The following is a 24,693-nucleotide window of genomic DNA, read 5'->3' as shown; positions in this document are numbered from 1 at the left end:
ATTGGGCATCCCCAGCGTACAGGCCCAAGGCATGCTGGGGGCAGCGCTTTATCTTAGCAAGAAAAACCCGCTCCGCCCTTGGTTTCCTCGCTTGCCCACCGCCTGCTGGTGCTGCTGCTACTGGCGGCCCCGCTGCTGGCCCCCGCCCAGCGCCGCCCGGCCCCCCGGCCCACGCACCGCGCCACCCGCCCCAAAACCATTGCCCGGGGCCCCAAAGTGCCGGCCGCCGTCGCGCCCGCCTTCACGCAGTACCTGCACTCGCCCTGGGTCGATTCGCTGATGCGGGTGCTCACGCCCGACCAGCGGGCGGCGCAGCTGTTCATGGTGGCCGCCTACTCGAACCGCCAGCGGATTGACGAAGATTCGGTGTCGGCGCTGGTGCAGCAGTACGGCATCGGGGGGCTGATTTTTTTCCAGGGGGGCCCCGTGCGGCAGTCCAAGCTGCTGAACCGCTACCAGGGCCAGGCCCGGGTGCCGCTGCTGGTGGCCCTGGATGGCGAGTGGGGCGTGGGCATGCGGCTGGATAGCATCGAGAAATTCCCGTACCAGATGAGCCTGGGCGCGGTGGCGGGGGCCGACACGGCCCTGCTCTACGGCATGGGCACGGAGGTGGCCCGGCAGTTCCGGCGCCTGGGCATGCACGTCAACTTCGCCCCGGTGGTGGATGTGAACAACAACGCCGCCAACCCCGTCATCGGCTTCCGCAGCTGGGGCGAAAACCCGGCCGCCGTGGCCCGCGCCAGCCGCCAGTACATGCGCGGCATGCAGGACGCGGGCGTGCTGGCCGTGGCCAAGCACTTCCCCGGCCACGGCGACGTGGACGTGGACTCGCACCTGGCCTTGCCCACGGTGCGCGTGGACCGCCGCCGCCTCGATTCGCTGGAGCTGCCGCCCTTCCGTAATTTGATTGCCAACGGCTTGGGCGGCATGATGGTGGCCCACCTCAACGTGCCGGCCCTCGACACCACGGGCACGCCCACCACGCTCTCGCGCCCGGTGATTACCGGGATGCTGCGCGGCCAGTTGGGCTTCAACGGCCTGATTTTTACTGACGCCATGAACATGAAGGGCGTCACGAGCAAGTACCCGCCCGGCGAGGCCGACGTGCGGGCCCTGCAAGCCGGCAACGACATCCTGGAGTTCAGCCGCAACGTGCCGCTGGCCCTGCAAATGGTGCGCGCCGCCGTGGACAGCGGCCGCATTTCGCAGCGGGAAATTGACCAGCACTGCCGCCGCGTGCTGGCCCTCAAGCAATGGTCCGGCCTGAACCACTACCGGCCCATCGACCTCAATAACCTGGTGGCCGACCTCAACCCGCCGCACGCCCGCTACCTCAGCCACCGCCTCACCGAGCTGAGCCTTACGCTGCTGCGCAACCAAAAGAGCCTGCTGCCCCTGCGCCGCCTCGACACGCTGCGGGTGGCCACGCTGGTGCTCGGCGGGGCCCCGCGCGACACCACGGCCTTCCAACGAGCGGTGGCTGACTACGTGCCCACGGCCCACTTCCACGCCACCGCCAACCCCACCCTCGACGAGCTGGTGCGCCTGCGCGCGGCCCTGAAGCCCTACAACCTGGTGCTGGTGAGCCTGCAAGGCCTGGGCCGCCTGCCGGCCACCAACTTCGGCATCACGCCCGAAGACAACCTGCTGCTGCGTGAGCTGGCGGGCCAGCGGCAAACGCTGGTGCTCAGTGTGTTCGGTTCGGCCTACGCCGTGGCCAAGGTGCGCGACCTCGACCGGGCCGCCGCCGTGGTGCTGGCCTACCAGGAAAGCCCCGACGCCCAGAGCTTGGCCGCCCAGCTCATTTTTGGCGGCGTAGGGGCCCAGGGCACGCTGCCCGTCACGGTGGCCAACAACCTGCCGCGCGGCTTCGGCCTGAAAACCGAAGGCGGCCTGCGCCTGCGCTACGCCAACGCCGAAGACGTGGGCCTCGACGGCCGCCTCGAAGCGCGCATCGACAGCCTCGTGGGCCGGGCCCTGGCGGCGCAGGCCGTGCCCGGCTGCCAGGTGGTGGTGGCCCGCAACGGCACCGTGGTGCTGCGCAAAAGCTACGGCAACCAAACCTACGCCGGCGAAATAAATGTGGAGAATGTGGGAAATGAGAGGAATAAATTGATGGGTAAAAACTCATCTCCTACATTTTCACATTCAGGCACATCTCCCACATTAACCACGCCCCGCCCGGTGGCCGACGACGACCTCTACGACCTGGCCTCGCTCACCAAGTTGCTGGCCTCCACGCCGGCGCTGCTGCGGTTGCAGCAAGAAGGTAAGTTTAGTCCCGATAGCACGTTGGGCAACTACTTCCCGTTTCTGCGCGGCACCAATAAGGCGGGCCTGAACATGCGCGAGGTGCTGGCCCACCAGGCCCGCCTCAAGGCCTGGATTCCGTTCTGGAAAGAGCTGACCAACCGCCGGGGCACGCTGCGCCGCCGCTACTTCCGCGCCGATTCGTCGGCCCGGTTCCCGCTGCTGGCGGCCCGGGGCCTGTGGGCCAGCCGCAAGCTGCCGGCGCGCATTAACCAGGAAATTGGGGCCTCGCCGCTCAACGTAAAGCCCGGCTACGTGTATTCCGACCTGTCGTTCATCCTGTACCCGCAGCTGGTGCGGGCGCGGTCGGGGCTGGCGTTTGAGGACTTTTTGCGGCGCGACGTGTACCGGCCGCTGGGGGCCACCACGCTGGGCTTCCGGCCGGCGCGGCGCTTTCCGCTGGCCCGCATCGTGCCCACCGAGTACGACTCCACCTTCCGCCGGCAGCTGCTGCACGGCACCGTCGACGACGAGGGCGCGGCCCTGCTGGGCGGCTTCTCGGGCCACGCCGGCCTGTTCGGCAACGCCAACGACGTGGCCAAGCTCGTGCAGACCTACGCCTGGGGCGGCCAGTACGGCGGCCAGCAGCTCTTCGATAAAAAGATCCTGGCCGACTGGACGAGCTGCCAGTTTTGCCCCGACAACCGCCGGGCCCTGGCCTTCGACCGGCCCGCGGCCAACCCCAGCCTGAACTTCGCCAAAAGCTCGTCGCCGGCGGCTTACGGCCACACTGGCTTCACGGGTACCTCGTTCTACGTCGAGCCCAAGTACGGCCTCGTGGTCGTGTTCCTCTCCAACCGCGTGCACCCCACCCGGCGCAACGGCAAAATCTCGGAAGTGGGCGTGCGCACCGGCCTTATGCAAGTGGCCATCGAGAGCGTGCGGTGAGCTGTCACGCAGGGTTGCGCAGTGTTAAACCGCAGTGTTTCGCGGTGTTGTTCTAAAGGCCGTTCACTACGCGGTGCATATGGTCTTTTAGGCTCACAACATTGAAGTTGATGAGTTGGCCCAGCTTTAAGCCGGATAATTTCAGGTACGTTAGCAGCTGCTTAAAATGTACTTCTTGCAAAGTCTCTACCGACTTTATTTCAACGATTACTTTTCCGGCCACTACTACATCGAGGCGGAAACCCACTTCCATTTGTATACCCGCGTACACCATGGGCAGAGGCACCTGAGTGGTGACCAGCAGGTCACGCTGGCGCAACTCGTAAGCCAATGCTACTTCATACACCGATTCCAACAGCCCGGGGCCCAACTCCGTGTGTAGCTTAAACGCCGCTCGCCGCACCTCAAAAGAAATTTCATTCTCCGTCATTCCCAAATAAACGCCGAAAGAACAACACCGCGAAACACTGCGGTTTAACACTGCGCAACCCTGCGTGAAATTTTTCAGGCGCGTTGCTCGGCTTGGAGCCAGGCTACGGCGTCGGTTTCGGTAATGGTTTGGTTCATGCGGAAGGGCCGGCCGTCGTAGGTGTACGGCTCGGGCACCACATCGTCCTGCATAAATTCTTCGCGCAGGCCGGGCGCCGTGAAGTACACCATGCACACCGGGGGCCCCAGCGTGCGCACCAGCTGGTCGTAGTAAGTGCCCAGCAGCCAGGCAAGCGTGGCCGGTGCGCTGCGGTGCCGCCGCCGGATGTCGAGCAGCCAGTAGCGGGCGTGGTGCAGCTGGGCAGCGGCCAGCAAGTCGTCTGTCCTTGCCGGGCCTCGGCTTCCGTAACGGGCCGCAGCCAGCGGCCCACCAGGATGTCGTTGTGGGGTTGGTAGCTAATTTCCAGAAAATCGGCCGAAGGTTGGGGGAGCTACATTTAGAAAAACGATGGGCTGGGCCCCCCGCTTCAACGAAAGGCCCACAACAAGATTGGCGAAGGGGCACAAACGTGCGGCGCGTGTCTATCTTCCGGGCCTGTTCCCACCCCACCCGCTTTTGCTTATGTTAGGCCTCATGATGCACGCGCCGCTGCGCGTGGCCGCCCTGCTCGAACACGCGGCCAAGTGGCACGCCGACACCGAAATCGTGTCGCGCCTGCCCGAGGGCGGTATTCACCGCTATACCTACGCCGCTGCCGATGCCCGCGCCCGCCGCCTGGCCGGGGCCCTGCAGCGCCTCGGCGTGGGGCCCGGCGACCGGGTGGGCACGCTGGCCTGGAACACCCACCGCCACTTCGAGCTGTACTTCGGCGTGGCCGGCATCGGGGCCGTGTGCCACACCATCAACCCGCGGCTCTTTGCCGAGCAACTGGTCTACATCGTCAACCACGCCCGCGACCGGGTAATTTTCTTTGACTTAACGTTCCTGCCGCTCGCCGAAAAGCTGGCCCCGCACTGCCCGCACGTCGAAGAGTGGGTGCTGCTGGCGGGCCCCGAGCACTTGCCGGCCACCTCCTCGCTGCCCGGCCTGCGCAGCTACGAGGCCCTGTTGGCCCCCGAAACGGCAGACTACGCATGGCCGATGTTCGACGAGAATACGGCCTGTTCGCTGTGCTACACCTCCGGCACCACCGACCAGCCCAAGGGCGTGCTCTACTCGCACCGCTCCACGGTGCTGCACGCGCTGGCCATTTCGCTGCCCGACGCCCTGGGCTGCTCGGCCCTCGACGTGGTGCTGCCCGTGGTGCCCATGTTCCACGTCAACGCCTGGGGCTTCCCCTACATGGCGCCCCTCAACGGGGCCAAGCTGGTGCTGCCGGGCCCCGGCCTGGACGGGGCCAGCCTATTTGAACTGTTTGAAAGCGAGCAAGTCACGTTCTCGGCTGGAGTGCCCACCATCTGGCTGGGGCTGTTGCAGTTCATGCGCCAAAGCGGCCACCGCTTCAGCACCCTGAAGCGCACCGTAGTGGGCGGCTCGGCCTGCCCGCCGGCCCTAATGGAGGCCTTTGAAAATGAGCTGGGCGTAACCATCCGCCACGCCTGGGGCATGACGGAAACCAGCCCGCTCGGTACGGCCGGTGTGCTCAAAGCCAGCCAGTTGGCGCTGCCGCTGGCCGACCAAAAGGCGGTGCTGCAAAAGCAGGGCCGCGTACTGTTCGGGGTGGACATGAAGATTGTGGACGACGCCGGCCGGGCCCTGCCCCACGACGGCGCGGCCTTCGGCGACCTGCTAGTGCGGGGCCCCTGGGTGGTGGGCGACTACTACGGCGAGCTCGACCCCGGCCGCCTCACCGCCGACGGCTGGTTCCGCACCGGCGACGTGGCCACCATCGATGCGGCCGGCTTCATGCAAATCACCGACCGCTCGAAGGACGTCATCAAGTCGGGCGGCGAGTGGATTTCCAGCATCGAGCTCGAAAACCTGGCCGTGGCCCACCCCGCCGTGGCCGAGGCCGCCGTCATCGGCGTGGCCAGCGCCAAGTGGGCCGAGCGGCCGCTGTTGGTAGTGGTGCGCCGCCCGGGCCATGAGGTATCGGCCGAAGAATTACTGGTTTTTTTCAAAGGCAAAGTGGCCCGGTTCTGGGAGCCCGACGCGGTAGAATTTGTGGACCAGCTGCCCCACACCGCCACCGGCAAGCTCCTCAAAACCCAGCTCCGCAAAGACTTTGCGGGCTACGAAGTGGCGTAGAAACTGGCTGGCCTACAGCGTGTCGCAGTAGGCCAGCAGCCGCACCACGTCGGCCTCCCGGCTTAGCTCCAGCCGGTGCTGGCGGGCGTAGGCAGCCAGGGCGGGGGTACGCCCGGGGCCCAGGGCCCCCAGCAGCGGCTCGGCGTCAAGCTTCACGGGCAGGATGCGGTTGTCAGGCGTTTTTACGAAGTACTCAAGTACATCGGCCCGGTTCGGAAAATTCGTGCGCTGGCAGAGCAAGGCCGTGCGCCCGGCGTCGTAGTGCACCTCAAAAAAAGCCGTGCGCAGAGCCGGCTTGGCCACCCGCGCCTGGAGGTAGCGCCGGTACACAACCCGCAGGCTCTGGGCCGAATCGCCTATCGTAAATTCGCGCAGCGTGTCCATGTTCACCACATGCTCGACGGACAGTTCGCCAGCAGTTGTGCGGGTGATGAGCTGGCGGTCCATCAGGTTATACTTCACCCAGGCGTGTCGCGTGGCCCCTGTGTAGGAGCGCAACACGCCTTTTGTCCAATAGGAGAAGAGGTAAGTGGTGCCGCCGCCCAGCATTTTGGCGGGCTGGTTGCCGGCCGGGGTGGCCTTGCCGCTTAGGGGAGGGTTCCGCCCCTGTGCAAGATTTTCACGCTGCCTGGAGTCCGCAACGCCCCGAATGCCGTCGTTCGGGTCTGTAATTCCTTGGGCGTGCGCGCTAACCAGCGGGCTGCTCAACAAGGCTAGTAGCGGGAGGAGTAGGCGCATGTGGAAAGGCGGAAAGTAGTAGCGGTTAGGCAAGACGCAACCCTAACCGCTGTCCTACGGCGCAACGTGAAGTAGTGGCCATCGCACCGCTCAAGTTGGGGCCCCGCACGCAGGCTACCGGCCCAGCTCCTCGGCCCGGTCCCGCGCGGCGCCGGCGCCGGCCATCAGGCCCTCGCGCACCTGGCCCGTGCCGAAGGCGCGCATGGCCGCCTCGGTGGTGCCGCCCTTGGACGAGACCTTGGCAATCCAGTCGGCGCAGCTTAGGCCGGCTTGCGAGTACAGCTCCACGGCGCCGCGGAAGGTCTGGCTCACCAGCAGCTCGGCCTCGGCGGGGGCGAAGCCCATTTGGGCGGCCGCCGCCATCAGCGCGTCCATGCAGTAGTACACGTAGGCCGGGCCGCTGCCCGAAATGGCCGTGCTGGCGTCGATGGCGGCCTCGTTTTCTACGTAAATGGTTTTGCCGGTGGTGCTGAGCAGGTTTTGCACCTGCACCAGCTCGGCGCGGCTCACCTCGTCGGTGCTGGTGAAGGCCGTCATACCCATCCCGATTTGGGCGGGCAGGTTGGGCATGGCCCGGATGATTTTGGGCGTGCCCAGCGCCTCGCGCAGCGTGGCCACCGTCACGCCCGCCATGATGCTGAGCACCACCTGCTCGGGCCGCACCAGCCCAGCCAGCCGCGCAAACAGGGCCCCCGAGTCCTGCGGCTTCACGGCCAGGATGATGATGCCGGCGCCCGGCACGCACTCCTCGGGCGTGCCCCACACCGTGCCGATTTCGTGGGCCGCCAGGGCCCCCACCCGCTCGGGCGAGCGGGCCAGCAGGCGCAGGTCGAGCCGCGAGGTGATGTGGGCGCGCACGAAGCTGCGGGCGTAGGTCAGGCCCATGTTGCCGCCGCCGATGATGAGGATTTTCAAGTTTATAAAAGTAAATTATTGAAGATAAAGCTGTTGGCCCGGCATTTTGGGCGTGGCCTTTTGGATGTCACTCCATTTATGCTGGGCCTGCATCAGGCGTTGCATCTCGGGCATCAGGGCTAAGGTGCGGCGCTGGGCAGCCGCTGCTACCAGGCGGAAGGCTTCGGGCTGTTTGCGAAGCAGCATTTGCCCCGTATCGGAGCGGTAGAAGGCCGCGAGGCGGTGCAGTTCGTCGGCGCTAAAGGTGCTGCCGTAGGCTTGCACCATGTTTTCCTTCACCGCATCCCAACCCACGGACTTCTGGTAAAATTCGCGCATATTGGCCTGCATGTCTGCCTGCTGGGCCTTGCGCTCCGGGGTTTGCAGCTTCGGCGATTGAGCCAGGAGTTGCGCCTGCGCCGCTTCATGCGACCTAAGCATTAGGTCCATCTGGCCGGCTAGCTGCTGCTCAGTTTGCATGGCCGTCAGCAAGTCGAGCGCGGCCATGCGCTGCGCCGCCGGCAGCGGCACCGAAGCCGGGGCGGCAGCGGGCACGGCCGTTGATGTGGTTTGGGCCTGGGCCGCCGCGCCGGCAAAGCCCAGGGCGCCGAATAGGAAGAGGAATTTGCGCATTGCGAGGGAAAGAAGGGGAGGGCGCAAATAACGGTTTCGCCCGGCATTACCCCGCCACGCTGGGGCCCTACACCTTCACAATCACGCCCCGCTTGCGCATCAAGTGCAGGATGCCCCACCAAATAACGACCAGCGTGAGGGCCCCGGCGAGCGAGGCGTTGCGCGGGTCCTGGAACAGCGGCGCGATGCCCCAGCGGTACAGCCACTCGCTGAAGCCCAGTGCGTTGCCCTCGGGCCCCGTGAGCTGGAACAGCCCGAACGTGCGCGAAAGGATGGCCGACAGGAAGAACACCGTGATGGCGTTCACGCCGTAGTCCAGGGCCGGGCCGGTGTAGCGGCGGTAGCCCTGCACGTCGCACAGCCAGTACAGGGCCGCCAGCGTGGCCAGGGCCAGGCCCCCGGCGTACAGCACGTAGGAGCTGGTCCACAGCGCTTTGTTGATGGGAAACCAGCCGTTCCAGACGAGGCCCAGCACGATGGCCGCGCCCGCCGCCACGAACAGCCAGGCCACTTTGGCCGCCGGCTCGGGGCCCGGGCGGCGCAGCCACTGGCCAGCCAGGGCCCCCAGCAGGCCCGTGCCCAGGGCGGGCAGCGTGCCGAGCAGGCCCTCAGGGTCCCAGGTGCGCGACGATTTCCAGAGGTGCGGGACGGTGATGACGAGGCGGTCGAGCCAGGCGCCCAGGTTGGCCTCGGGCTCCAGGCTGGCGGGTCCCACGCCGGGCACGGGCACCACTTGCAGCAGCACCGCGTAGCCCACCAGCAGGGCCCCCAGAATGGCCAGCTGGGCACGCCAGCCGGTGGTCAGAAATACCACGCTGCACCCAAAAAATACCAGCCCCGTGCGCTGCAGCACGCCCAGGATGCGCACCGTCGAAAAATCGAAATGCGGGTAAAGCGACGTGAGCACGCCCAGCCCGAACAGCAGCGCCGCCCGCCGCGCCACCCGCGCCACCAGGGGCCCCCGCGGGTCGCCGCGGCGCTTGGCCCCGTCGAGGGCGTACACCAGGCTCACGCCCACGATAAACAGGAAAAACGGGAAAATGAGGTCCGTGGGCGTGCAGCCGTTCCACTCGGCGTGCTCCAGCGGCGGGTAGATGTGGCCCCAGTCGCCGGGGTTATTCACCAGCGTCATGGCCATCACGGTGAGGCCCCGGAACACGTCGAGGCTGATGAGGCGGCCGGGCTGGGAAGTTTCGACCAGGGGCAGGGCCCCGGTGGTATCGAGGGCGGCTTGGGTGGTGGCGCGCATGGAGGAGGGAAAGGCAGGGTTGGCCCGGGCGGGCGGGTGGACTGGGTAGGTTTGGGAGCTAGTCGAGAGATATCTAGGCGGTCATGCTCACCTGGCGCCCGCGTAGTCGGGGCATCTCTCCCGCAGCAGTAATCAATGGTTAGTAAGCGGTAGAGATACTTCGGCTGCGCGGACGCCAGGTGAGCATGACTGTCTAAATCCAAAAAAATCACTGGTAAAAGGCAAACTATTTCCAGTAAAAACCGGAGAAATATTGAACAATTTCAATTCACCGAAATCACATTCCCCGAATGTTTTGCAATCTTAGCGCTTCCAGTATAAATAAAAACATTTGCGCCGGGGCCCGGCGCGTAATTCTTGCCCGGCATTGCGAGCCCCCGCGGCCGGAAATAGCGCCGCCGGCCCGCGCCGGGAGTCCAATCTTCGCCCTTATTCTTTCATTCCCAACCCTCAAGCTGCTGCTATGAAACGACTTTACTTAGCGGGATTCCTGCTGGCGGCGGAGGCCGCGCTGGCCCCCGGCGCCCGGGCCCAAACCACGGCCCCCGCCGGCCGCACCGTGGCCGGCACGGTGGTGGGCTCCGTGGACCGGCTGCCCATTCCCGGCGTCAACGTGCTCGTGAAGGGCACCAACGTGGGCACCGCCACCAACGCCGACGGCCGCTACTCGCTGCCCAACGTGCCCGAGGGCGCCACGCTGGTGTTCAGCTTCATTGGCTACAAATCGGTGGAGCGGCCGGCCACCGGGGCCACCCTCGACGTGGCCCTCGACGCCGACGCCAAGGGCCTCGACGAGGTGGTGGTGACGGCCTACAACATCAAGCAGGACAAGCGTACGCTGGTGACGGCCGTGCAGGAAGTGACGAGCAAGGACATCATCGACTCGCGCCAAACCAACGTGGTGAACGCCCTGCAAGGCAAGGTGGCCGGCGTGAACATCACCTCCTCGGGCGGGGCCCCGGGCGAGGGCGCGGCCATCGTCATCCGGGGCGGCACCTCGCTGGATGGCGACAACCAGCCGCTGTTCGTGATTGACGGCATGATCATGGACAACAGCTCGTTCCAGGAAAGCACGGCCCCCGGCGGGGGCTCCGCCTTCAACGGGCTGCTGGGCCGCTCGGTGGGGGCCTCGAACCGCGCCGGCGACCTCAACCCCGAGGACATCGCCAGCATGACCGTGCTGAAGGGCCCCGCCGCCGCCGCCCTCTACGGCCTGCGCGCGGCCAACGGCGCGGTGGTGATTACGACCAAGAAAGGCTCGGCCGGCCGTACCACGCTCAACTACCGCACTCAGGTATCGGTGGACCAGGTGAACCGCCTGCCCAAAACGCAGGACCAGTACGGGCAGGGCTCGGCCGGCATTTTTGACGGCACCACCCGGCAGTCGTGGGGGGCCCGCTTCGCGCCCGGCCAGCCGGTGTACGACAACGTGGGCAACTTCTTCCAGAAGAGCACCACCTACCAGAACTTCCTGACCATGTCGGGCGGGTCGGACAAGGCCTCGTTCTTCGCCTCAGCCTCCAACCTGCACCAGAACGGCGTGGTGCCCAGCAGCTCCTACGACAAAACCACGGTGCGCCTCTCGGGCTCGGCCGCCATTTCGCCCAAGCTAAGCGTCACGGGCTCGGCCCAGTACCTGAGCACGGCCAGCCAGCGGCCCTTGCAGGGCCCCGGGCTGTTCGGCTCGTCGGGCGGGTTTTTGCTGAGCTTGCTAAACTGGCCGCGCGGCGACGATACCCGCAACTACCTTAACCCCGACGGCAGCCGCCGCCGCCTGCTAGCCCTGGGCAACGGCACCGACGCCGACGCCGACAACCCGTACTGGACGGTGGCCAAAAACCCCCAGACCGAGGGCACCAACCGCTTCATCGGCAACGTGCAGTTGAGCTTTTCGCCCACCAAGTGGCTCACGCTGAGCCACAACATCGGCACCGATTTCTACACCACCAGCTCGTCGTCGGTGCGGGCGGTGGGCACCTCGCAGGTGGGCAACCAGAACGGCGGCATCGCCCAGACCGTGGACCAGTTCCGGCTGCTGACGGCCACCACGCTGGCCACGCTCTCGCACAATTTCGGCGAGAACATCGGCGGCTCGCTGCTGTTCGGCAACACGATTGAGGAAAACAAGGACCAGGCGGTGGACTACATCGGCCTGATTTTCCAGAACCCCGACTTCACGGGCCTCAACAACACGGTGAACCGGGGCAACCTGCAGCGCGACTCGAAACGCCACCTCATCGGCAACTTCGCCCGCCTGAGCACCACGTTTTTCAACCAGGTGTTCCTGGAAGTACAGGCCCGCTACGACCAGTCGTCCACGCTGCCCCGGCCCAACGAGGGCAAAATCTTCGGCAAGGGCTTCCTCTACGGCTCGGCCGGGCTGGGCTACGAATTCACCAAGGCCCTGGGCCTGGAGCAGAACGACATCCTGAACTACGGCAAAATCCGGGCGTCGGTGGCCGAGGTGGGCAAGGACACGGGGCCCTACCGCGTGCTGTCGAGCCTGACGCAGAATACCTACATCGGCAGCGGCTTCCGCAACGACTTCTACGGCTCCAACCCCAACCTCAAGCCCGAGCGCACCCGCACCTACGAGGTGGGGGCCAACTTCCAGTTCCTCAAAAACCGCCTGGGCCTGGACCTCAACTACTACTATTCGCGCACGACGGACCAGCTCATCGCGCCGCGCGTGAGCCAGGCGTCGGGCTTCATCTTGCAGTACATCAACGGCGGGGTGGTGACGAACAAAGGCCAGGAAATCAGCCTCACCGGCTCGCCCATCCGCAACGCCAACGGCTTCAGCTGGGACCTCATCGCCAACTTCTACCACAACACGAACAACACCGAGTCGCTGCCCGCGCCGCTCACCGTGGTGTACCAGTCCGACACGTTCGTGACCGACGTGCACGAGGGCGGGGCTTTCCCGGGCAAGGCCATTTCGGGCCTGGCCGCCACGGATTTCGTGCGCGTGAACGACCCCACCAGCCCCTACAACGGCCAGGTAATCATCGGGGCCAACGGCCTGCCCACGGCGGGCACGGCCTTCATCTACGCTGGCAACCGGGCCCCGCGCTTCACCACCCAGCTCACCAACACCTTCACTTACAAGGCCCTGAGCTTGACCGGGCTGCTCGACTTCCGGGTGGGCGGCGTGGTGGTGAACGGCAACGACTGGTACCAGACCAACGTGGGCACCTCGGCGCGCACCACCGAGCGCTACAAGAGCGCCGTGTTCGGCGGCGTGCGGGGCACCACCGTGACAAACCCCGACGGCAGCAAAACCACCACCTACGCGCCCAACACCCAGGCTGCCGAGCTGACCCAAGCCTACTACCAGAACGTGCTCGACCGGGTGGGCACGGCCTTCGTGGAGGACGGCTCATGGGCCCGCCTGCGCTACGTGGCCCTGAGCTACGCGCTGCCCAGCCGCTGGCTGGGGGGCACCTCGTCGTTTCTGAAAGGCGTGGACGTGAGCGTGACCGGCCGCAACCTGGTGCTGCTGACCAAGTACAGCGGGGCCGACCCGGAAACGGCGTCGGCCGGGGCCGGGGTGCGCGGCGGCGGCTCGGGCGGCGTGGACTACGGCAACGTGCCCGCCACCCGCGGCGTGGACATGTCGGTGCGCGCAACTTTTTAGGTGGCCGTTCGGCAACAAACAAGTAACTGATAACCGAAATAAAGTATGAAACACTACCTATTGGGGCTGGGCTTGCTGCTGGGGGCCGGGGCCCTCGGCGGGTGCGAGAAATACCTCGACGTGAACAACAACCCCAACAACCCGACCACCTCGACGCCGAACTTCATCCTGCCGGGCATCATTTCCAACGGCATCCAGACGCAGATGTTCACGGCCCTGCGCACGCCCTACATCACGCAGTACGTGGCGAGCCGCACCGCTAATAGCATCGGTATCGACCAGTATTACCTGACCAACGCGCAGAGCACCAACACGTTCAACTACTCGTACTTCCAGTCGGGCGGCAACATCCCGGGCATGGAGGCCACGGCCCAGGCCGAGGGTTCGCCGTACTACGTGGGGGCCGGTGAAATTATGCAGGCCCTGATTCTGGCCCACGCCACCGACATGCTCGGCGACGTGCCCTTCACCGAGGCCTACCAGGGCGGGGCCAATTTCACGCCCAGGTACGACGCCCAGCAGGACGTGTACGCCAGCGTGACCAAGCTGCTCGACGACGGCATCGTGCAGATGAGCAAGGACCCCGGCCAGAACAAGCGCCCGCTCTATAGCACCACGCCCAGCGAAAGCGGCGACATCCTCTACAAAGGCGACCAAACCAAGTGGGTGCGCCTGGCCTACGCCCTGAAGGCCCGCGAGGCCCAGCACCTCACCAAGAAGCAGAGCTACGACCCCAACGCCGTGCTGGCCCTGTGCGACAAGGCGTTTCTAACGTCGGCCGACGACGCGCAGATTCAGTTCGTGCCGGCGGTGTCGCCGGTGGTGAACTCGACCAACATCTTCGGGGTGACGCGGGCCAACTTCGGCACGGCCACGTTCTCGACTAATATCGTCAAGTACCTCAACGGCACCACGTTTCCGGGCGTGGCAGACCCGCGGTTTGGGGTGCTGGTGCCTACGTTCAGCCTGGGCGTGGACCCCGGCGTGGGCACCGGCACCACGGCCAACGTGATACCCGGCACCGCCAACATCACCGATTTCTACGCCAGCTGGTACGCCCGCGACCTGGGCTATTTCGAGGTGATAACCTACCACGAATTGAAGTTCATCGAGGCCGAAGCCGCCTACCGGGCCGGCAACAAAACCCGGGCCCTGGCGGCCCTCAAGGCCGGCATTGCGGCCCACATGCGCAAGGTGGGCGGGGGCGGCACCTTCGCCCCGCCGACCGTCACGTTCCCCATCATTTCCGAAACCCAGATTGCGGCCTACCTGGCCAGCGCCGCCGTGCCCCAAACCGAGGCCGCGCTCACCTCGCTGCGCCCCATCATGGAGCAGAAGTACATTGCGATGTTCCTGAACCCGGACTCGTGGTCGGACCTGCGGCGGCTGGATTTTGACCCGGCCATCTACGTCAACTTTGCCTACCCGGTGGGGGCCAACCCCATACTAGCCGCCAAAACCGACCCCAAGCTGCGCTACCCGCGCCGCCTGCTGCCCGGGGCCACCGAGGTGCTCTACAACCCCGCCGAAATTGCCCGCATCGGCGGCAACGACCCCGATTACGTGACGCGCCCGATGTGGTTCGACATGCCCTGAGGGCCCCCGCCTATTTTCTGGACTTAGCATTTTCCTTCTATGAAACACTTATCAACCCGGGGCCTGGCCCTGGCGCTGCCTTTACTGGCGGCGCTGGCCGGCGGCTGCAAAAAGGAGCTTGACACGTACTACACTGCCGCCGGGGCCCCGGGCTTCGCGTCCATCGCCCTGCCCGGCCTGGGCGTGGCGGCCCGGTACGCGGTGGGCGAAACCATCCCGATTACCCTGGGCTACAACGCCGCCGACCAGCTCCAAAGCGTCCGCGTGTACCAAGTGGTGAACAAGGCCGACTCGGCGACGGTGGGCACGTACCCCGCAATGGCCGGCACCTACAACGCCGCCACCGCCACCACGGTGCAGCCCGTGCCCTACGTGGTGCCGAACGTGGCCAACGGCCTGCCCGTGCGCGTGGACGTGATTTCGACCTTCGCCAACGGCGGCACCCAGCTGCGGCGCTTCACCTACACCGTGGCCCAGGCGGCCACGTTCAAGTTCGGGGCCACGCCGGCCACGTACCGCAACGGCCTGGCCGCCCCGGCGCAGAGCGGGGGCGACGTGGTGGGCTATTCCGTCGTCCTCAACGAAGGGGGCCTGGGGGCCGTGCCCGTGGCCCCGGCCACCGGGCAACTGTTCAAGGCCGTGGACAGCCTCACCACGTTCTACCGCCTCGGCAGCGGGACCCCGGTGCGCGTGGCGGTGATTCGCAACCCTTCGAACGGCGCGGCCAACGCCCGCACCATCGACGTGACCCTCCCGCGCAACGCCGCTGGCCAGGCCATTACTTACTCGTTCGTGGCCTACGCCGCCGTGCAGGCCCTGACCATCACCGCCCCGCCCATTGCCCTCGCCAACCCCACGCCGCTGGCCACGGTGCGCACCGGCCGCCTCAGCGGGGGCCCCAGCGCTACGCCCGACTCACTGGCGTTCAACCTCCGCACGGGGGCCCTCGAACCGGCTACCAACCCACCCACTGCCAAAGACTTGTACGTGAGCGGCGTGAGCGGCAGCGTGTTGCTATCGGCAGCCAACACCACCCGCTACTACAAAGCCACCGCGGCGCAGGTAGCCGCCGGGTTCTATACCAACCCCACGGCCAACAATGCCGGCACCACCTTCTACCTTAATACCGCCGCCACTTCGGCCAACCTCGGGGCCGTGACGGCGGGCGACGTGTTCGCGGTGAAAGTGCGCGGCGCGGAACTGATGCTGCTGCGCATCCTGGCCGTGCGGCCCAGCACGGCCGGTTCCACCGCCCGCGTCAGCTTCGAGTACCGGTCGTTATAAATACGCCCTTGGCAAACGATAAGCGGCCTGCCCAATTATGGGCAGGCCGCTTATCGTTTTTGACCACTTCGATAGTCCCGTGCTTACCTGCCGCCAAACAGGCGGCCGAAGAAACCGCGCTTCTTGGTTTTCGTTTTGACTTTGAACTTATTGCCGGCGGCCTCTGCGTCTTGGTCCAGGGCCCCCAGCTTGGGAAATTTCAAGTTGGACGCGTCGGGTGCGGCGGCGGGCACCACGGCCGGGGCGGGCGCGGCGGCCAGGCCGGGCATCGAGGCCATTACGATTTCGGTGGGCAGCTGGCCGTTGGTGCGCAGGTTCACGGGGCGGCTTTCGTTGTGGAGGCGGTCGACGGCGGTAAGGTAGTAGGCATAGGAGAGGCCCTCCTTGGCCGTGGTGTCGATGAACGTGGCGCCGCGGCCGGCGCCGGCGCGGGGCAGGGCAATGATGTGGCGGGGGTCGTCGGGCGTGGGGTATTCGCCGGGCCCGAAGCGGTAGAGCACGTAGTAGGCGGCCACGTCGCCGTCGGCCGCTGGGGCCCCAGGCTGCCAGCTCAGCGTGGCGATGCGGCCGGCGCGCGTGAGGGCGAAGCCCGCCACCGGGCGCGGCGGCACGGCGTCCAGCCAGGGCATGGTGGGCACCAGGGCGGGGGCCCTAAACAGGTTCAGGCGCAGCGAATCGGTGGTGTGGAGCGGGTTTTCGCGCAGCGACTTGGCCGAGAAGAACACGCTGCCGCTGACTTCGCCGTCGTAGCTGCGGTTCAGGCGCACCTGCCGGGGCAGCTCGCGCGGGTTGCGCCAAGCGGTGTCGGAGCGGGTGCTTTCGAGCATCCGGTAGGTGCCGTGGCCGATGTAGAGGTGGCGCCCGTAGCGGTTGCGCGTCCACCAGTCGAGCAGGGTGCCGTAGGGCACGAGCCGGAAATTGGTGCTCCAGTACAGCTGCGGCACCACGTAGTCGATCCAGCCTTTTTGCAGCCACAGGCGCGTATCGGCGTACAGGGCCGAGTAGCTGGGCTGCCCGGCGCGGGTATCGGAGCCGTCGGGGTGGGCCGATTTATTCATCCACACGCCGAAGGGCGAGATGCCGAACTTCACCCACCGCTTGGCCGTGCGGATGCTGTCGTGCAGGTCCCGGATTAGGACATTGACGTTGTTGCGTCGCCAGTCGTCGAGCCGGGCAATGTCTTGCTCGGGCCGCTGGGCAAACGTGGCTTCGTCGTGAAACACCAGCCCGGGCTCCTGGTACGGGTAGAAATAATCGTCGAAGTGCACCGCGTCGATGTCGTAGCGCTTCACCACGTCCATGATAACGCGGGTGATGTGGGCGCGCACTGCGGGCAGGCCAGGGTTGTAGAGCAGCGTTTTGCCATACCAGATAAACCACTCAGGGTGCGTGCGGTACGGGTGCAGGGCCCCCAGGCGGCGCGTCACGGTATCGAGGCTGGCGCGATACGGGTTGAACCAGGCGTGGAACTCCATGCCGCGCTTGTGGGCCTCGCTGATGAGGTAGGGGAGGGGGTCGGCGTCGCCAACGGGGCCCCGGCCCTGCTGGCCGGTGAGCCACTTGCTCCAGGGCTCCAGCTCCGATTTATAGAGGGCATCCGACGCGGGCCGGATTTGCACAAATACGGCATTCAGGCCCGCCCGCTGGCCGGCGTCGAGCAGGCGGCGGTACTCGGCGCGGTACTGCACCGGGGTTTCGCCGCGGGTAGTGGGCCAGTCGATGTTCTCGACGCTGGCAATCCAGAAGCCGCGCAGCTCGCGCTTGGGCGGCGGAGTGGCCAGCGAATCGGGGCCCTGGGCCCGGGCCCCGAGCCAACCCAACAATAGAAAAACCAACAATACGGGGCGTCGCAGCACTACAGCCATTCCAGCAGAAAAAATGAAAGGCTGCAAATTACGACGCTCCGCGGGCCTTTCCCGAAGGCAGGCCATTCTCCAAGGGCTAGAGGGAAACTCAGCCGAAAGCCAACTGACCCTCATCCTGAACAACGGGAAGCATCGCTGCGGCGGAACCAACCCGATTGAGTTAATTCCGCCGCAGCGATGCTTCCCGTTGTTCAGGATGACCGAAGCGGTTAGCAGCTACTCCCTTGCTCAAGAACCCGTCAGCTCGGTGTCGGTTTTGGGTTGGTCGGGGCCCCCTTCGAGGCCGTTGGTCTGGCTGGCGTCGCCGTAGTCGCCGCGGATGCCCGCGCCGTCGCCCATGTTTTCCTGGGTGCTGCTGGGGATGGCGCCATCTTGGGCCGTGCCGGCTTCGGGGTTGCCGCTGGCGTTTTGGTCCTGGTCGGTGCCTTGGTTAGTGGTGGCCCCCCCGGTGGTGGCGGTATCGGGGCGGGGGTCGGTGGGGTTGTTCTCGGGAGCGGGCATGGGAGGGAAAAGAAAAAGTGAGGCATCAAAAGCCGTACGGCCGGTGGCCGTCCGCCCTAGGCTTACGGCACCGCGCGGTCGCGGTTTGGACGCGGCGCGCGAACTTGGGGCGGCGTTGCTGCGCTGGGGCCCCCGGTGGTCGGCGCGGCGCATCCGTTTCAGTTCTATTGCTTCATCCTAACCTTGTTTCCGTGGCCGCTGCTGCTTCCGATTTCTATTCGCAAAAAACCGACGCCGAACTGCTGTTTTTCGTCCAGAGCCCCGGTCAGTACGCCCCCGAGTTGGTGGCGGGGGCCACGGCTGAGTTGCACCGCCGCGGCGTGGAGCTGCCCGGGGCCCTCACTGCCGGCGATAACGACGCGCCCCGCGCTTGGCTCACGCCCGTGGCCCTGGGTCTGGGCCTGCTGGTGCTGGGCGGCGGCACCTACTGGCTGAAGCAAAACAGCGACGCCGATGCGGCCGCCACCCAGGCCCGCCTCGAAGCCAAGCGGCGCCTGCCCCCGCCTCAGCTCGTAGAGGCCCCCACCCACGCCATCCCCAATTACGACGGGGCCGTGGCCCGCACCATTGCCCAGCAACTGCGCCCGGTGCCCGCCGCCGAGCAGGCCGATGCCCAGCAGATGCGTCAGTTTCGCGAGTTGGCCAAGCGCTTCTGGACCGCCGAAACCCAAACCGAGTACCTCACCGGCCTGGCTGAAACGGGCAAGGCCGGGCCCGAATTTGCTAACCAGGCCCGGCTGGCGCGCGAAACGTGGCAGGCCTGGAACCGCGCTACCATGTATGGCTTCCGCTTCGGCCCCACGCTGCAAGCCCAGGTGAAGCGCATGACGGAAGCCGCCAGCGGCCAGCAGCACATCCTCACCAACCTGCCCGCCCTGCTGCCCGAAAACCGCTTCCGCACCGACAAGGAAATCGTGGCCCGCACCGTGGATGTGCAGGACGCGGTGGGGGGCCTCGTGCCGGTATCGCCGGTGTCGGGCCAGCCCTACAAGCGCGTTGTGCTCAAGGTAATGTAGCCGCTGGCCCGATGGAAGATACCCCCGCCACTCCCGACGCCGGCACTGCCCGCGCCCTGGCCCACTTCGCCGAGCGGCCCGACGCCGAGCTGTTTTACCTGGCCCAAAACGCCGCCCGCTACCCGCCCGCCGTGGGGGCCGCGGCCGTGGCCGAGCTGCAGCGCCGGGCCTTGGTGCCGACGCCCGCCGTGCCCGCTGGGGCCCCGGCTGCCCCGCCAGCGCCCACTGGCTGGGGCCCCACGCTCCGGGGGCTGCTGCCTTCGCGCCGGTTCTGGGCCACGCCGCTGCTGCTCGCGCTCAACCTGTTGGTGTGGGCGGCCATGACGGCCAGCGGCGTGTCGGCCACCGACCCCACCGGCCACGACCTGGCCCGCTGGGGCTCCAATGTGAGCCGCCTCACGCTGCCCAGCCAACCCTGGCGCCTGCTCACGAGCGTATTTGTGCACGGCGGCGCAACCCACTTGCTGCTCAACGCCCTCAGCCTGTGGTTGCTGGGGGTGCTACTGGAAGCGCGGGTGGGCGCGGCCCGCCTGCTGGCCGTGTACCTGGCCAGCGGCGTGGCCGGCAGCTTGGCCACGCTTTGGTACCACCGCGGCGGCATCAATTCGGTGGGGGCCAGCGGGGCCATTTTTGGGCTCTATGGGCTGCTGCTGGCCTTGCTAATTAGCAAAAAGCTTGTGCTCGACAAATTCGACCGCCGGGCCATGCTCGGGCTAGTCTTATATCTAGTGCTTAGCAACTTGATTAGTGGCTTATCGGGCAACATCGACAACGCCGCCCACCTCGGCGGCCTGCTGCTGGGGGCCCTGGTGGCCGGCCCGCTCGCCCTGGTGGGGCTGCGCCCGGCGGCGGAATAAACGGTGGCTTCTTGGGTAGTAACCGGCTACCAGGTTTGCCCGCGGCATACCTGCTTGGGAACCGCCCTAGCCGCCCAAAAGCATTTTTTGCAACCGGGTGCCCGCCTCGGTGGTGAAGTACAGGATATACATGCCGGTGGCCAAGTTGGGCCGCACCTGCTGTGCCGCGCCATTGCGCAGCTCAATGCGCTGCCGGTACATGCGGCGGCCGGTGATGTCCTGTAATTCCAGCACGCCCGATTGGATGGATGACGGCTGGACTTTGATGAAAAAATTGCCGTTGTTGGGCACCGGGTACACGCTCATCACGTACGGCACGGGCACAATTTCTACCGTCTTGATGGGCGAGTACACGGGCGGCCGGTCGCTGCGGAGCTGCTGCAAGCGGTAAAAATTCAAGCCGTTGGCTGGGTTTGGATCCACCGCCGCATAGTTCTGGGGCCCCGGCGCCGCGCCGGGCTGGCGCAGCAACTCTGTGAACACCACGCCGTCCGCCGATCTTTGTACGACGAAGGCGGTGCTGTTTTCCTCGGCCGCGGTGGCCCAACTCAGTTCCACTTGCTGGTTATTGGCCACCGCCTCAAACTGCGTGAGCACTGGCCGGATAGGCCCCTGGGGCTGGGCGTAGAGCACACCGTTGGGCACCAGCTGCTTCGGCATGCCCGGCCCGTCGTACTGCAACACCAAGCCCTGGCTGCCGCCGTGCTCGCCATATAGCACCCGTACGGTGTGCAGTCCGGCCGCCAAGGTGCGGCTGCCCGACGTTTCGCGGAACGGAAACGTATCGCCCTGGTTGGCCGCTACCGGCTGCGGGTCGCCGTCGAGGAACAGATACGCCGCGTCGTCCGAACCCAGGTAAAACGTGTGGGGCCCCGCCGCCGTCACGTATAGCTGCCCCTGGAAGCGCCCGCTGAATTCGTCGGGGTTGCCCGGACTATAATACGTGCCCACCGGCCCCACGCCGAAGTTGTCAGTTTCGGCTTCCGCAAAGTTCAACTGTTCCACCCGGCGGTTGCTGATGTCGGGGCGGTTGGTAGTGAAAAAGCCCAGCGCGTCGTAGAAATAGCCGCGGTAATATTCTGCCGTCAGGCCCGGCGTTCCCACTGGGGGAGTGGCCGGCTGGGCCTGAGCGGCCGCGGCCAGCCAAAACAGGCCAAAACAAAGAAGCCCGGTGCGTCCTCGTCCCCCCCCAGCAGCGCCAAATCCGAGCCGTTTAGCCGTCGCAAACCGCAACATGGGAATAAATATGTGCATATAATTTGGATAGAGCAAAAAGATAAATTTCGCTGTACGTGGAAATGTAATTGGTGCCACCTCGTCAAGGATTAGCACTATTTTCAAAAAAGAATCTTGCGTTGGCCTCGCGCAGGTGCAAAAGGACACCCAAAACGAGCCGCTAAAAGGTTAGCGCACGCTGATATTACGTTGGGATAAGTTAGTTGAAACACGAAATTACAATTTGGCAGGGACACAGGGTAGACTTATTCATTGCTTAAGGTTTACTTAACGTATTCTAAATAATATAGTAAATAGTTAATTATGATTGTTAGTTCAAATGGAAATAATCTTAATTTTTCCCTTTTTAAAACTAGTTATGTCCTTTGCATTTAAACACTTTGATAGGAAATATTTCAATTATAAATATTGAGTTTTAAAGGTAAAATTAGGAGGTTCAAAGAAGGTGCCACATACTTCAAAAAACAGTTAAGCTATGGTAATTTATTTTTGTCTTTTTCTAATGTGTTGTCCGGGCGGCTGATTAACCACGGTGGTTTGCGGCCCGGGCAACCACGCGCGCCGCTTGTGCCGTAGAAGCCTCGCCGAAGCCCCCGCAGGCAAAGACGGTGCCGCCAGGGCCGCTCACAATTCTTCACCGTACGCCCAACTCCCATGCCGCCTTTTGTGCACACCGAAAACCACCTGACCAGCTCAGCCATGCTACAGGACATCGTCATTGGCTTGTCCGATGGCCTGACGGTACCCTTTGCCTTGGCCGCCGGCCTGAGCGGGGCCGTGCAGTCGTCGGGGCTCGTCATTACGGCCGGACTGGCGGAGATTGTGGCCGGCTCCATCGCCATGGGCCTGGGCGGCTACTTGGCCGGCCGCACCGAGGTGGACCATTACGCCGCTGAGGTAGCCCGCGAGCACGAGGAGGTGCGCACCGTGCCCGACGTGGAGCGCCGCGAAGTGCAAGAGCTGCTGGCCAATATGGGCCTGAGCGCCGTCACTGCCGCCAAAGCCACCGACGAGCTGACCCAGGACCCCGAGCAATGGGTCAAATTCATGATGAAGTACGAGTTGGGCCTGGAGGAGCCTGATTCCAAGCAGGCCCCCAAAAGTGCCGCCACCATCGCCGGGGCCTACGCCGTAGGCGGCTTGATTCCGCTTAGCGCCTATTTTTTCACGGCTACGCCCAGCGAGGGGCTGCTCTGGTCGGGCGTCATCACGCTGGTGTGCCTGTTGGTGTTTGGGTACTTCAAGAGTCGCCTCACCGGCCAGGCCCCCGTGGCGGGCGCCATAAAGATGGCCGCCACCGGCGCGGCGGCAGCCGGCGCGGCTTACTTCGTGGCCCACCTCGTGAACAGCGCGGGGCATTAGCGGCACCGGGCAGATTGTCTTCAGAATGCCGGGCTATTCTTGGGCCGCTGTGCGGCTTGTTTTTCGGTCGGGGCCCTATTTTCTATGCATCGTCCGTCGTTGCTGCGTTTTTTGTTACGGCTCCTAGGCCAGCACCGGCAGTTGGGACTGCTGCTGCTGCTCGGCGTGGCGATGCCCTGGGGCATTTTCCTCAAAGCCGCTTCCGAAATACAAGAGGGCGAAGGCTTTCCTGGCGACCGCTCGTTGCTGCGCTGGCTGCACGCCCACGCCACCCCAGCCCTGGACACCGTGAACCTGGCGCTGACCCGCGTGGGCGGCCCCTTGCCCATGGCCGGGCTGGCGGGGCTAATTTTTTGGTATTTGTGGCGCGGCCGGCAGCACCGGCGTGCCTGGTTTTTCGGCGCGTCGCTGGGCGGGGCTATGGCCCTCAACCTAGTGGCCAAAACGGTGCTGGGCCGGGTGCGCCCCGCACTGTGGCTGTCGCTGGCTCCGGAAACGACGCCCAGCTTTCCCAGCGGGCACGCCATGGGCTCGGCGGCGCTGGTGCTGGCCGTGGGCCTGCTGCTGGCCCGCTCGCACTGGCGCTGGCTTGCCTGGACGCTGGGGCCCCTGTTTGCCCTCGGGGTAGGCGTTTCGCGGATGTACTTGGGCGTGCACTACCCCAGCGATGTAGTGGCTGGCTGGGTGGCCTCGGTAGGCTGGGTGTCGGGCGTGTACTTGTTGTTTTCTCCCTACCTGCGCCAACTGGAGCGGGCCTGGGTAACTGTGCGGCAGCGGCGGCCTGTCGCGGGCCAGGCCCGGTAGCCGCGGCCCGCAACTCAATTTTGTGGGCCCCACGTTAGTTAAAACGGAGGCGTTCGTGTTTAACCTTGCGCCGCCAAACGCAGGCCGGCGGCCAGTTCATTGTTTCCCATCCCAATTTTTCCCATGCAAGCCATTCAACTCGATGCCGTGCACCAGCCCGTGGTGCTGCGCAACGTGCCCACGCCCGTGCCCGGCCCTGGCGAAATCCTCGTCAAACTCCACGCCGCCGCCCTTAACCACCGCGACGTCTGGATTCAGCGAGGCCAGTACGCCGGCATTGCGCTGCCCTGCACGTTCGGGGCCGACGGCGCCGGCGAGGTAGCTGCCTGGGGCCCCGGCGTGCCCGCGGGGGCCCCAGGCGTGGGCAGCCGCGTAGTAATTTACCCGGGCCTGCGCTGGGGCAACGAGCAGCGCGCCCAGGCCAAAGATTTTGTGGTGCGCGGCATGCCCGACCCTGGCACGTTTGCCGAATACACCGTGGCCGCGGCCGAGTACGTGCGGCCGCTGCCCGCGCACCTCAGCGCGGCCCAGGGCGCGGCGTTGCCGCTGGCGGGCCTCACGGCCTACCGGGCGGCCTTCTGCCGGGCGCAGGCCCAGCCCGGCGAGCGGGTGCTCGTGACGGGCATTGGCGGGGGCGTAGCCATCGTGGCGGCCCAGCTGTGCGTGGCGCGCGGCTGCGAAGTGTGGGGCACCTCGGGCAGCGACGACAAGCTGGCCCGCCTGCCCGCCCTGGGCCTACGCGGCGGCATCAACTACAACGCCGCCAACTGGGTGAAGGACCTGGTGAAGCAAGCCGGGGGCCCCTTCGACGTCATCATCGACAGCGCCGCCGGGGCCCCATTTGGGGCCCTGCTCGACGCCGCCGCGCCCGGCGGCCGCATCGTATTCTACGGCGGCACGCTGGGCAACATCCCGCAAATTCCCCCGGGTAAGGTGTTCTGGAAGCAGCTCAGCATCCTGGGCTCGTCGATGGGCTCGGCGCAGGATTTCGCTAACCTGCTGGCCTTGGTAGAGGAGAAGCAAATCGTGCCCGTAGTGGACGAAATATTTCCCCTCGCTGAAGCCGAAGCTGCTCTGCGCCGCATGGAAGCCGGCCACCAATTCGGCAAAATCGTGTTGCAAATAGCGTAGCTAAACGTGGGCCTT

Annotated in this window: 19 protein-coding genes; 10 read left to right on the top strand and 9 right to left on the bottom strand. The window is 65.7% G+C overall.

From position 1 onward, the window contains the following. The first annotated feature begins 78 nt into the window (after positions 1-78). Positions 79-3,198 carry a glycoside hydrolase family 3 N-terminal domain-containing protein gene (locus tag AXW84_RS15110; protein ID WP_068234902.1) on the top strand — a complete coding sequence of 1,040 codons (3,120 nt, stop codon included), beginning with the start codon at positions 79-81 and terminating at the stop codon, positions 3,196-3,198. 52 nt (positions 3,199-3,250) lie between these two features. Here the strand turns inward: AXW84_RS15110 and AXW84_RS15105 are convergent, their stop codons facing one another. Then, the gene (locus AXW84_RS15105) at positions 3,251-3,628 is read right to left on the bottom strand and encodes a GxxExxY protein (RefSeq protein WP_068234900.1); all 378 of its coding nucleotides are present in this window, start codon (positions 3,626-3,628) and stop codon (positions 3,251-3,253) included. Positions 3,629-3,702: 74 nt separating this feature from the next. After that, positions 3,703-4,002, bottom strand: a complete 300-nt coding sequence (locus tag AXW84_RS15100) for a hypothetical protein (protein ID WP_068234898.1) — start codon at positions 4,000-4,002, stop codon at positions 3,703-3,705. A 247-nt stretch (positions 4,003-4,249) separates the two neighbouring features. Here AXW84_RS15100 and AXW84_RS15095 point away from each other — a divergent pair, with 247 nt between their 5' ends. Then, positions 4,250-5,875, top strand: coding sequence for a 3-(methylthio)propionyl-CoA ligase (locus AXW84_RS15095; RefSeq protein WP_204248381.1), 1,626 nt, complete (start codon positions 4,250-4,252; stop codon positions 5,873-5,875). Positions 5,876-5,887: 12 nt separating this feature from the next. Here the strand turns inward: AXW84_RS15095 and AXW84_RS15090 are convergent, their stop codons facing one another. The 4 genes from AXW84_RS15090 to AXW84_RS15075 all read right to left on the bottom strand — a co-directional run bounded on the left by AXW84_RS15090 (position 5,888) and on the right by AXW84_RS15075 (position 9,389). Next, complete coding sequence (locus tag AXW84_RS15090; RefSeq protein WP_068234897.1) at positions 5,888-6,613, bottom strand: hypothetical protein; 726 nt, start codon at positions 6,611-6,613, stop codon at positions 5,888-5,890. 114 nt (positions 6,614-6,727) lie between these two features. After that, positions 6,728-7,528 carry a pyrroline-5-carboxylate reductase gene (proC, locus tag AXW84_RS15085; protein WP_068234894.1) on the bottom strand — a complete coding sequence of 267 codons (801 nt, stop codon included), beginning with the start codon at positions 7,526-7,528 and terminating at the stop codon, positions 6,728-6,730. Between the two features lie 15 nt (positions 7,529-7,543). Then, complete coding sequence (locus tag AXW84_RS15080; protein ID WP_068234892.1) at positions 7,544-8,140, bottom strand: DUF2059 domain-containing protein; 597 nt, start codon at positions 8,138-8,140, stop codon at positions 7,544-7,546. A 67-nt stretch (positions 8,141-8,207) separates the two neighbouring features. Further along, a complete protein-coding gene (locus tag AXW84_RS15075) occupies positions 8,208-9,389 on the bottom strand; it encodes an acyltransferase family protein (RefSeq protein ID WP_068234890.1) in 1,182 nt (393 codons plus the stop codon). Between the two features lie 463 nt (positions 9,390-9,852). On the opposite strand from AXW84_RS15075, the gene AXW84_RS15070 reads away from it, so the two are divergent. The 3 genes from AXW84_RS15070 to AXW84_RS15060 are packed head-to-tail and all read left to right on the top strand — an operon-like array spanning position 9,853 to position 15,906. Next, complete coding sequence (locus AXW84_RS15070) at positions 9,853-13,026, top strand: SusC/RagA family TonB-linked outer membrane protein (RefSeq protein WP_068234888.1); 3,174 nt, start codon at positions 9,853-9,855, stop codon at positions 13,024-13,026. 45 nt (positions 13,027-13,071) lie between these two features. Next, the gene (locus tag AXW84_RS15065; RefSeq protein ID WP_068234885.1) at positions 13,072-14,622 is read left to right on the top strand and encodes a SusD/RagB family nutrient-binding outer membrane lipoprotein; all 1,551 of its coding nucleotides are present in this window, start codon (positions 13,072-13,074) and stop codon (positions 14,620-14,622) included. A gap of 39 nt (positions 14,623-14,661) precedes the next feature. Continuing rightward, positions 14,662-15,906, top strand: coding sequence for a hypothetical protein (locus AXW84_RS15060; RefSeq protein WP_068234883.1), 1,245 nt, complete (start codon positions 14,662-14,664; stop codon positions 15,904-15,906). A gap of 83 nt (positions 15,907-15,989) precedes the next feature. Here AXW84_RS15060 and AXW84_RS15055 read toward each other — a convergent pair whose 3' ends face one another. Then, complete coding sequence (locus AXW84_RS15055) at positions 15,990-17,771, bottom strand: glycoside hydrolase family 10 protein (protein ID WP_068234881.1); 1,782 nt, start codon at positions 17,769-17,771, stop codon at positions 15,990-15,992. Between the two features lie 228 nt (positions 17,772-17,999). Continuing rightward, positions 18,000-18,272 carry a hypothetical protein gene (locus AXW84_RS15050; RefSeq protein ID WP_068234879.1) on the bottom strand — a complete coding sequence of 91 codons (273 nt, stop codon included), beginning with the start codon at positions 18,270-18,272 and terminating at the stop codon, positions 18,000-18,002. Positions 18,273-18,463: 191 nt separating this feature from the next. Between AXW84_RS15050 and AXW84_RS15045 the strand changes: the two genes are divergently transcribed. Continuing rightward, positions 18,464-19,288, top strand: coding sequence for a hypothetical protein (locus AXW84_RS15045; protein ID WP_068234876.1), 825 nt, complete (start codon positions 18,464-18,466; stop codon positions 19,286-19,288). An 11-nt stretch (positions 19,289-19,299) separates the two neighbouring features. Continuing rightward, a complete protein-coding gene (locus AXW84_RS15040; protein ID WP_068234874.1) occupies positions 19,300-20,145 on the top strand; it encodes a rhomboid family intramembrane serine protease in 846 nt (281 codons plus the stop codon). A gap of 66 nt (positions 20,146-20,211) precedes the next feature. On the opposite strand, the gene AXW84_RS15035 is transcribed toward AXW84_RS15040, so the two are convergent. After that, a complete protein-coding gene (locus tag AXW84_RS15035; RefSeq protein WP_068234872.1) occupies positions 20,212-21,249 on the bottom strand; it encodes a PA14 domain-containing protein in 1,038 nt (345 codons plus the stop codon). A 786-nt stretch (positions 21,250-22,035) separates the two neighbouring features. On the opposite strand from AXW84_RS15035, the gene AXW84_RS15030 reads away from it, so the two are divergent. The 3 genes from AXW84_RS15030 to AXW84_RS15020 all read left to right on the top strand — a co-directional run bounded on the left by AXW84_RS15030 (position 22,036) and on the right by AXW84_RS15020 (position 24,678). After that, positions 22,036-22,743 (top strand): VIT1/CCC1 transporter family protein, encoded by a 708-nt coding sequence (locus AXW84_RS15030; RefSeq protein ID WP_068234870.1) that lies wholly within the window; start codon positions 22,036-22,038, stop codon positions 22,741-22,743. A 111-nt stretch (positions 22,744-22,854) separates the two neighbouring features. After that, positions 22,855-23,547: a phosphatase PAP2 family protein gene (locus AXW84_RS15025; protein WP_157887052.1), complete on the top strand. Its 693-nt coding sequence runs from the start codon at positions 22,855-22,857 to the stop codon at positions 23,545-23,547. A 123-nt stretch (positions 23,548-23,670) separates the two neighbouring features. After that, the gene (locus tag AXW84_RS15020) at positions 23,671-24,678 is read left to right on the top strand and encodes a zinc-binding dehydrogenase (RefSeq protein WP_068234866.1); all 1,008 of its coding nucleotides are present in this window, start codon (positions 23,671-23,673) and stop codon (positions 24,676-24,678) included. The last annotated feature ends 15 nt before the right edge of the window (positions 24,679-24,693 follow it).

Source organism: Hymenobacter sp. PAMC 26628 (assembly GCF_001562275.1).
Taxonomy (GTDB): Bacteria; Bacteroidota; Bacteroidia; order Cytophagales; family Hymenobacteraceae; genus Hymenobacter.
The sequence above is the reverse complement of the archived record's forward strand: the minus strand, read 5'-3'. Positions and strand labels throughout refer to the sequence as shown.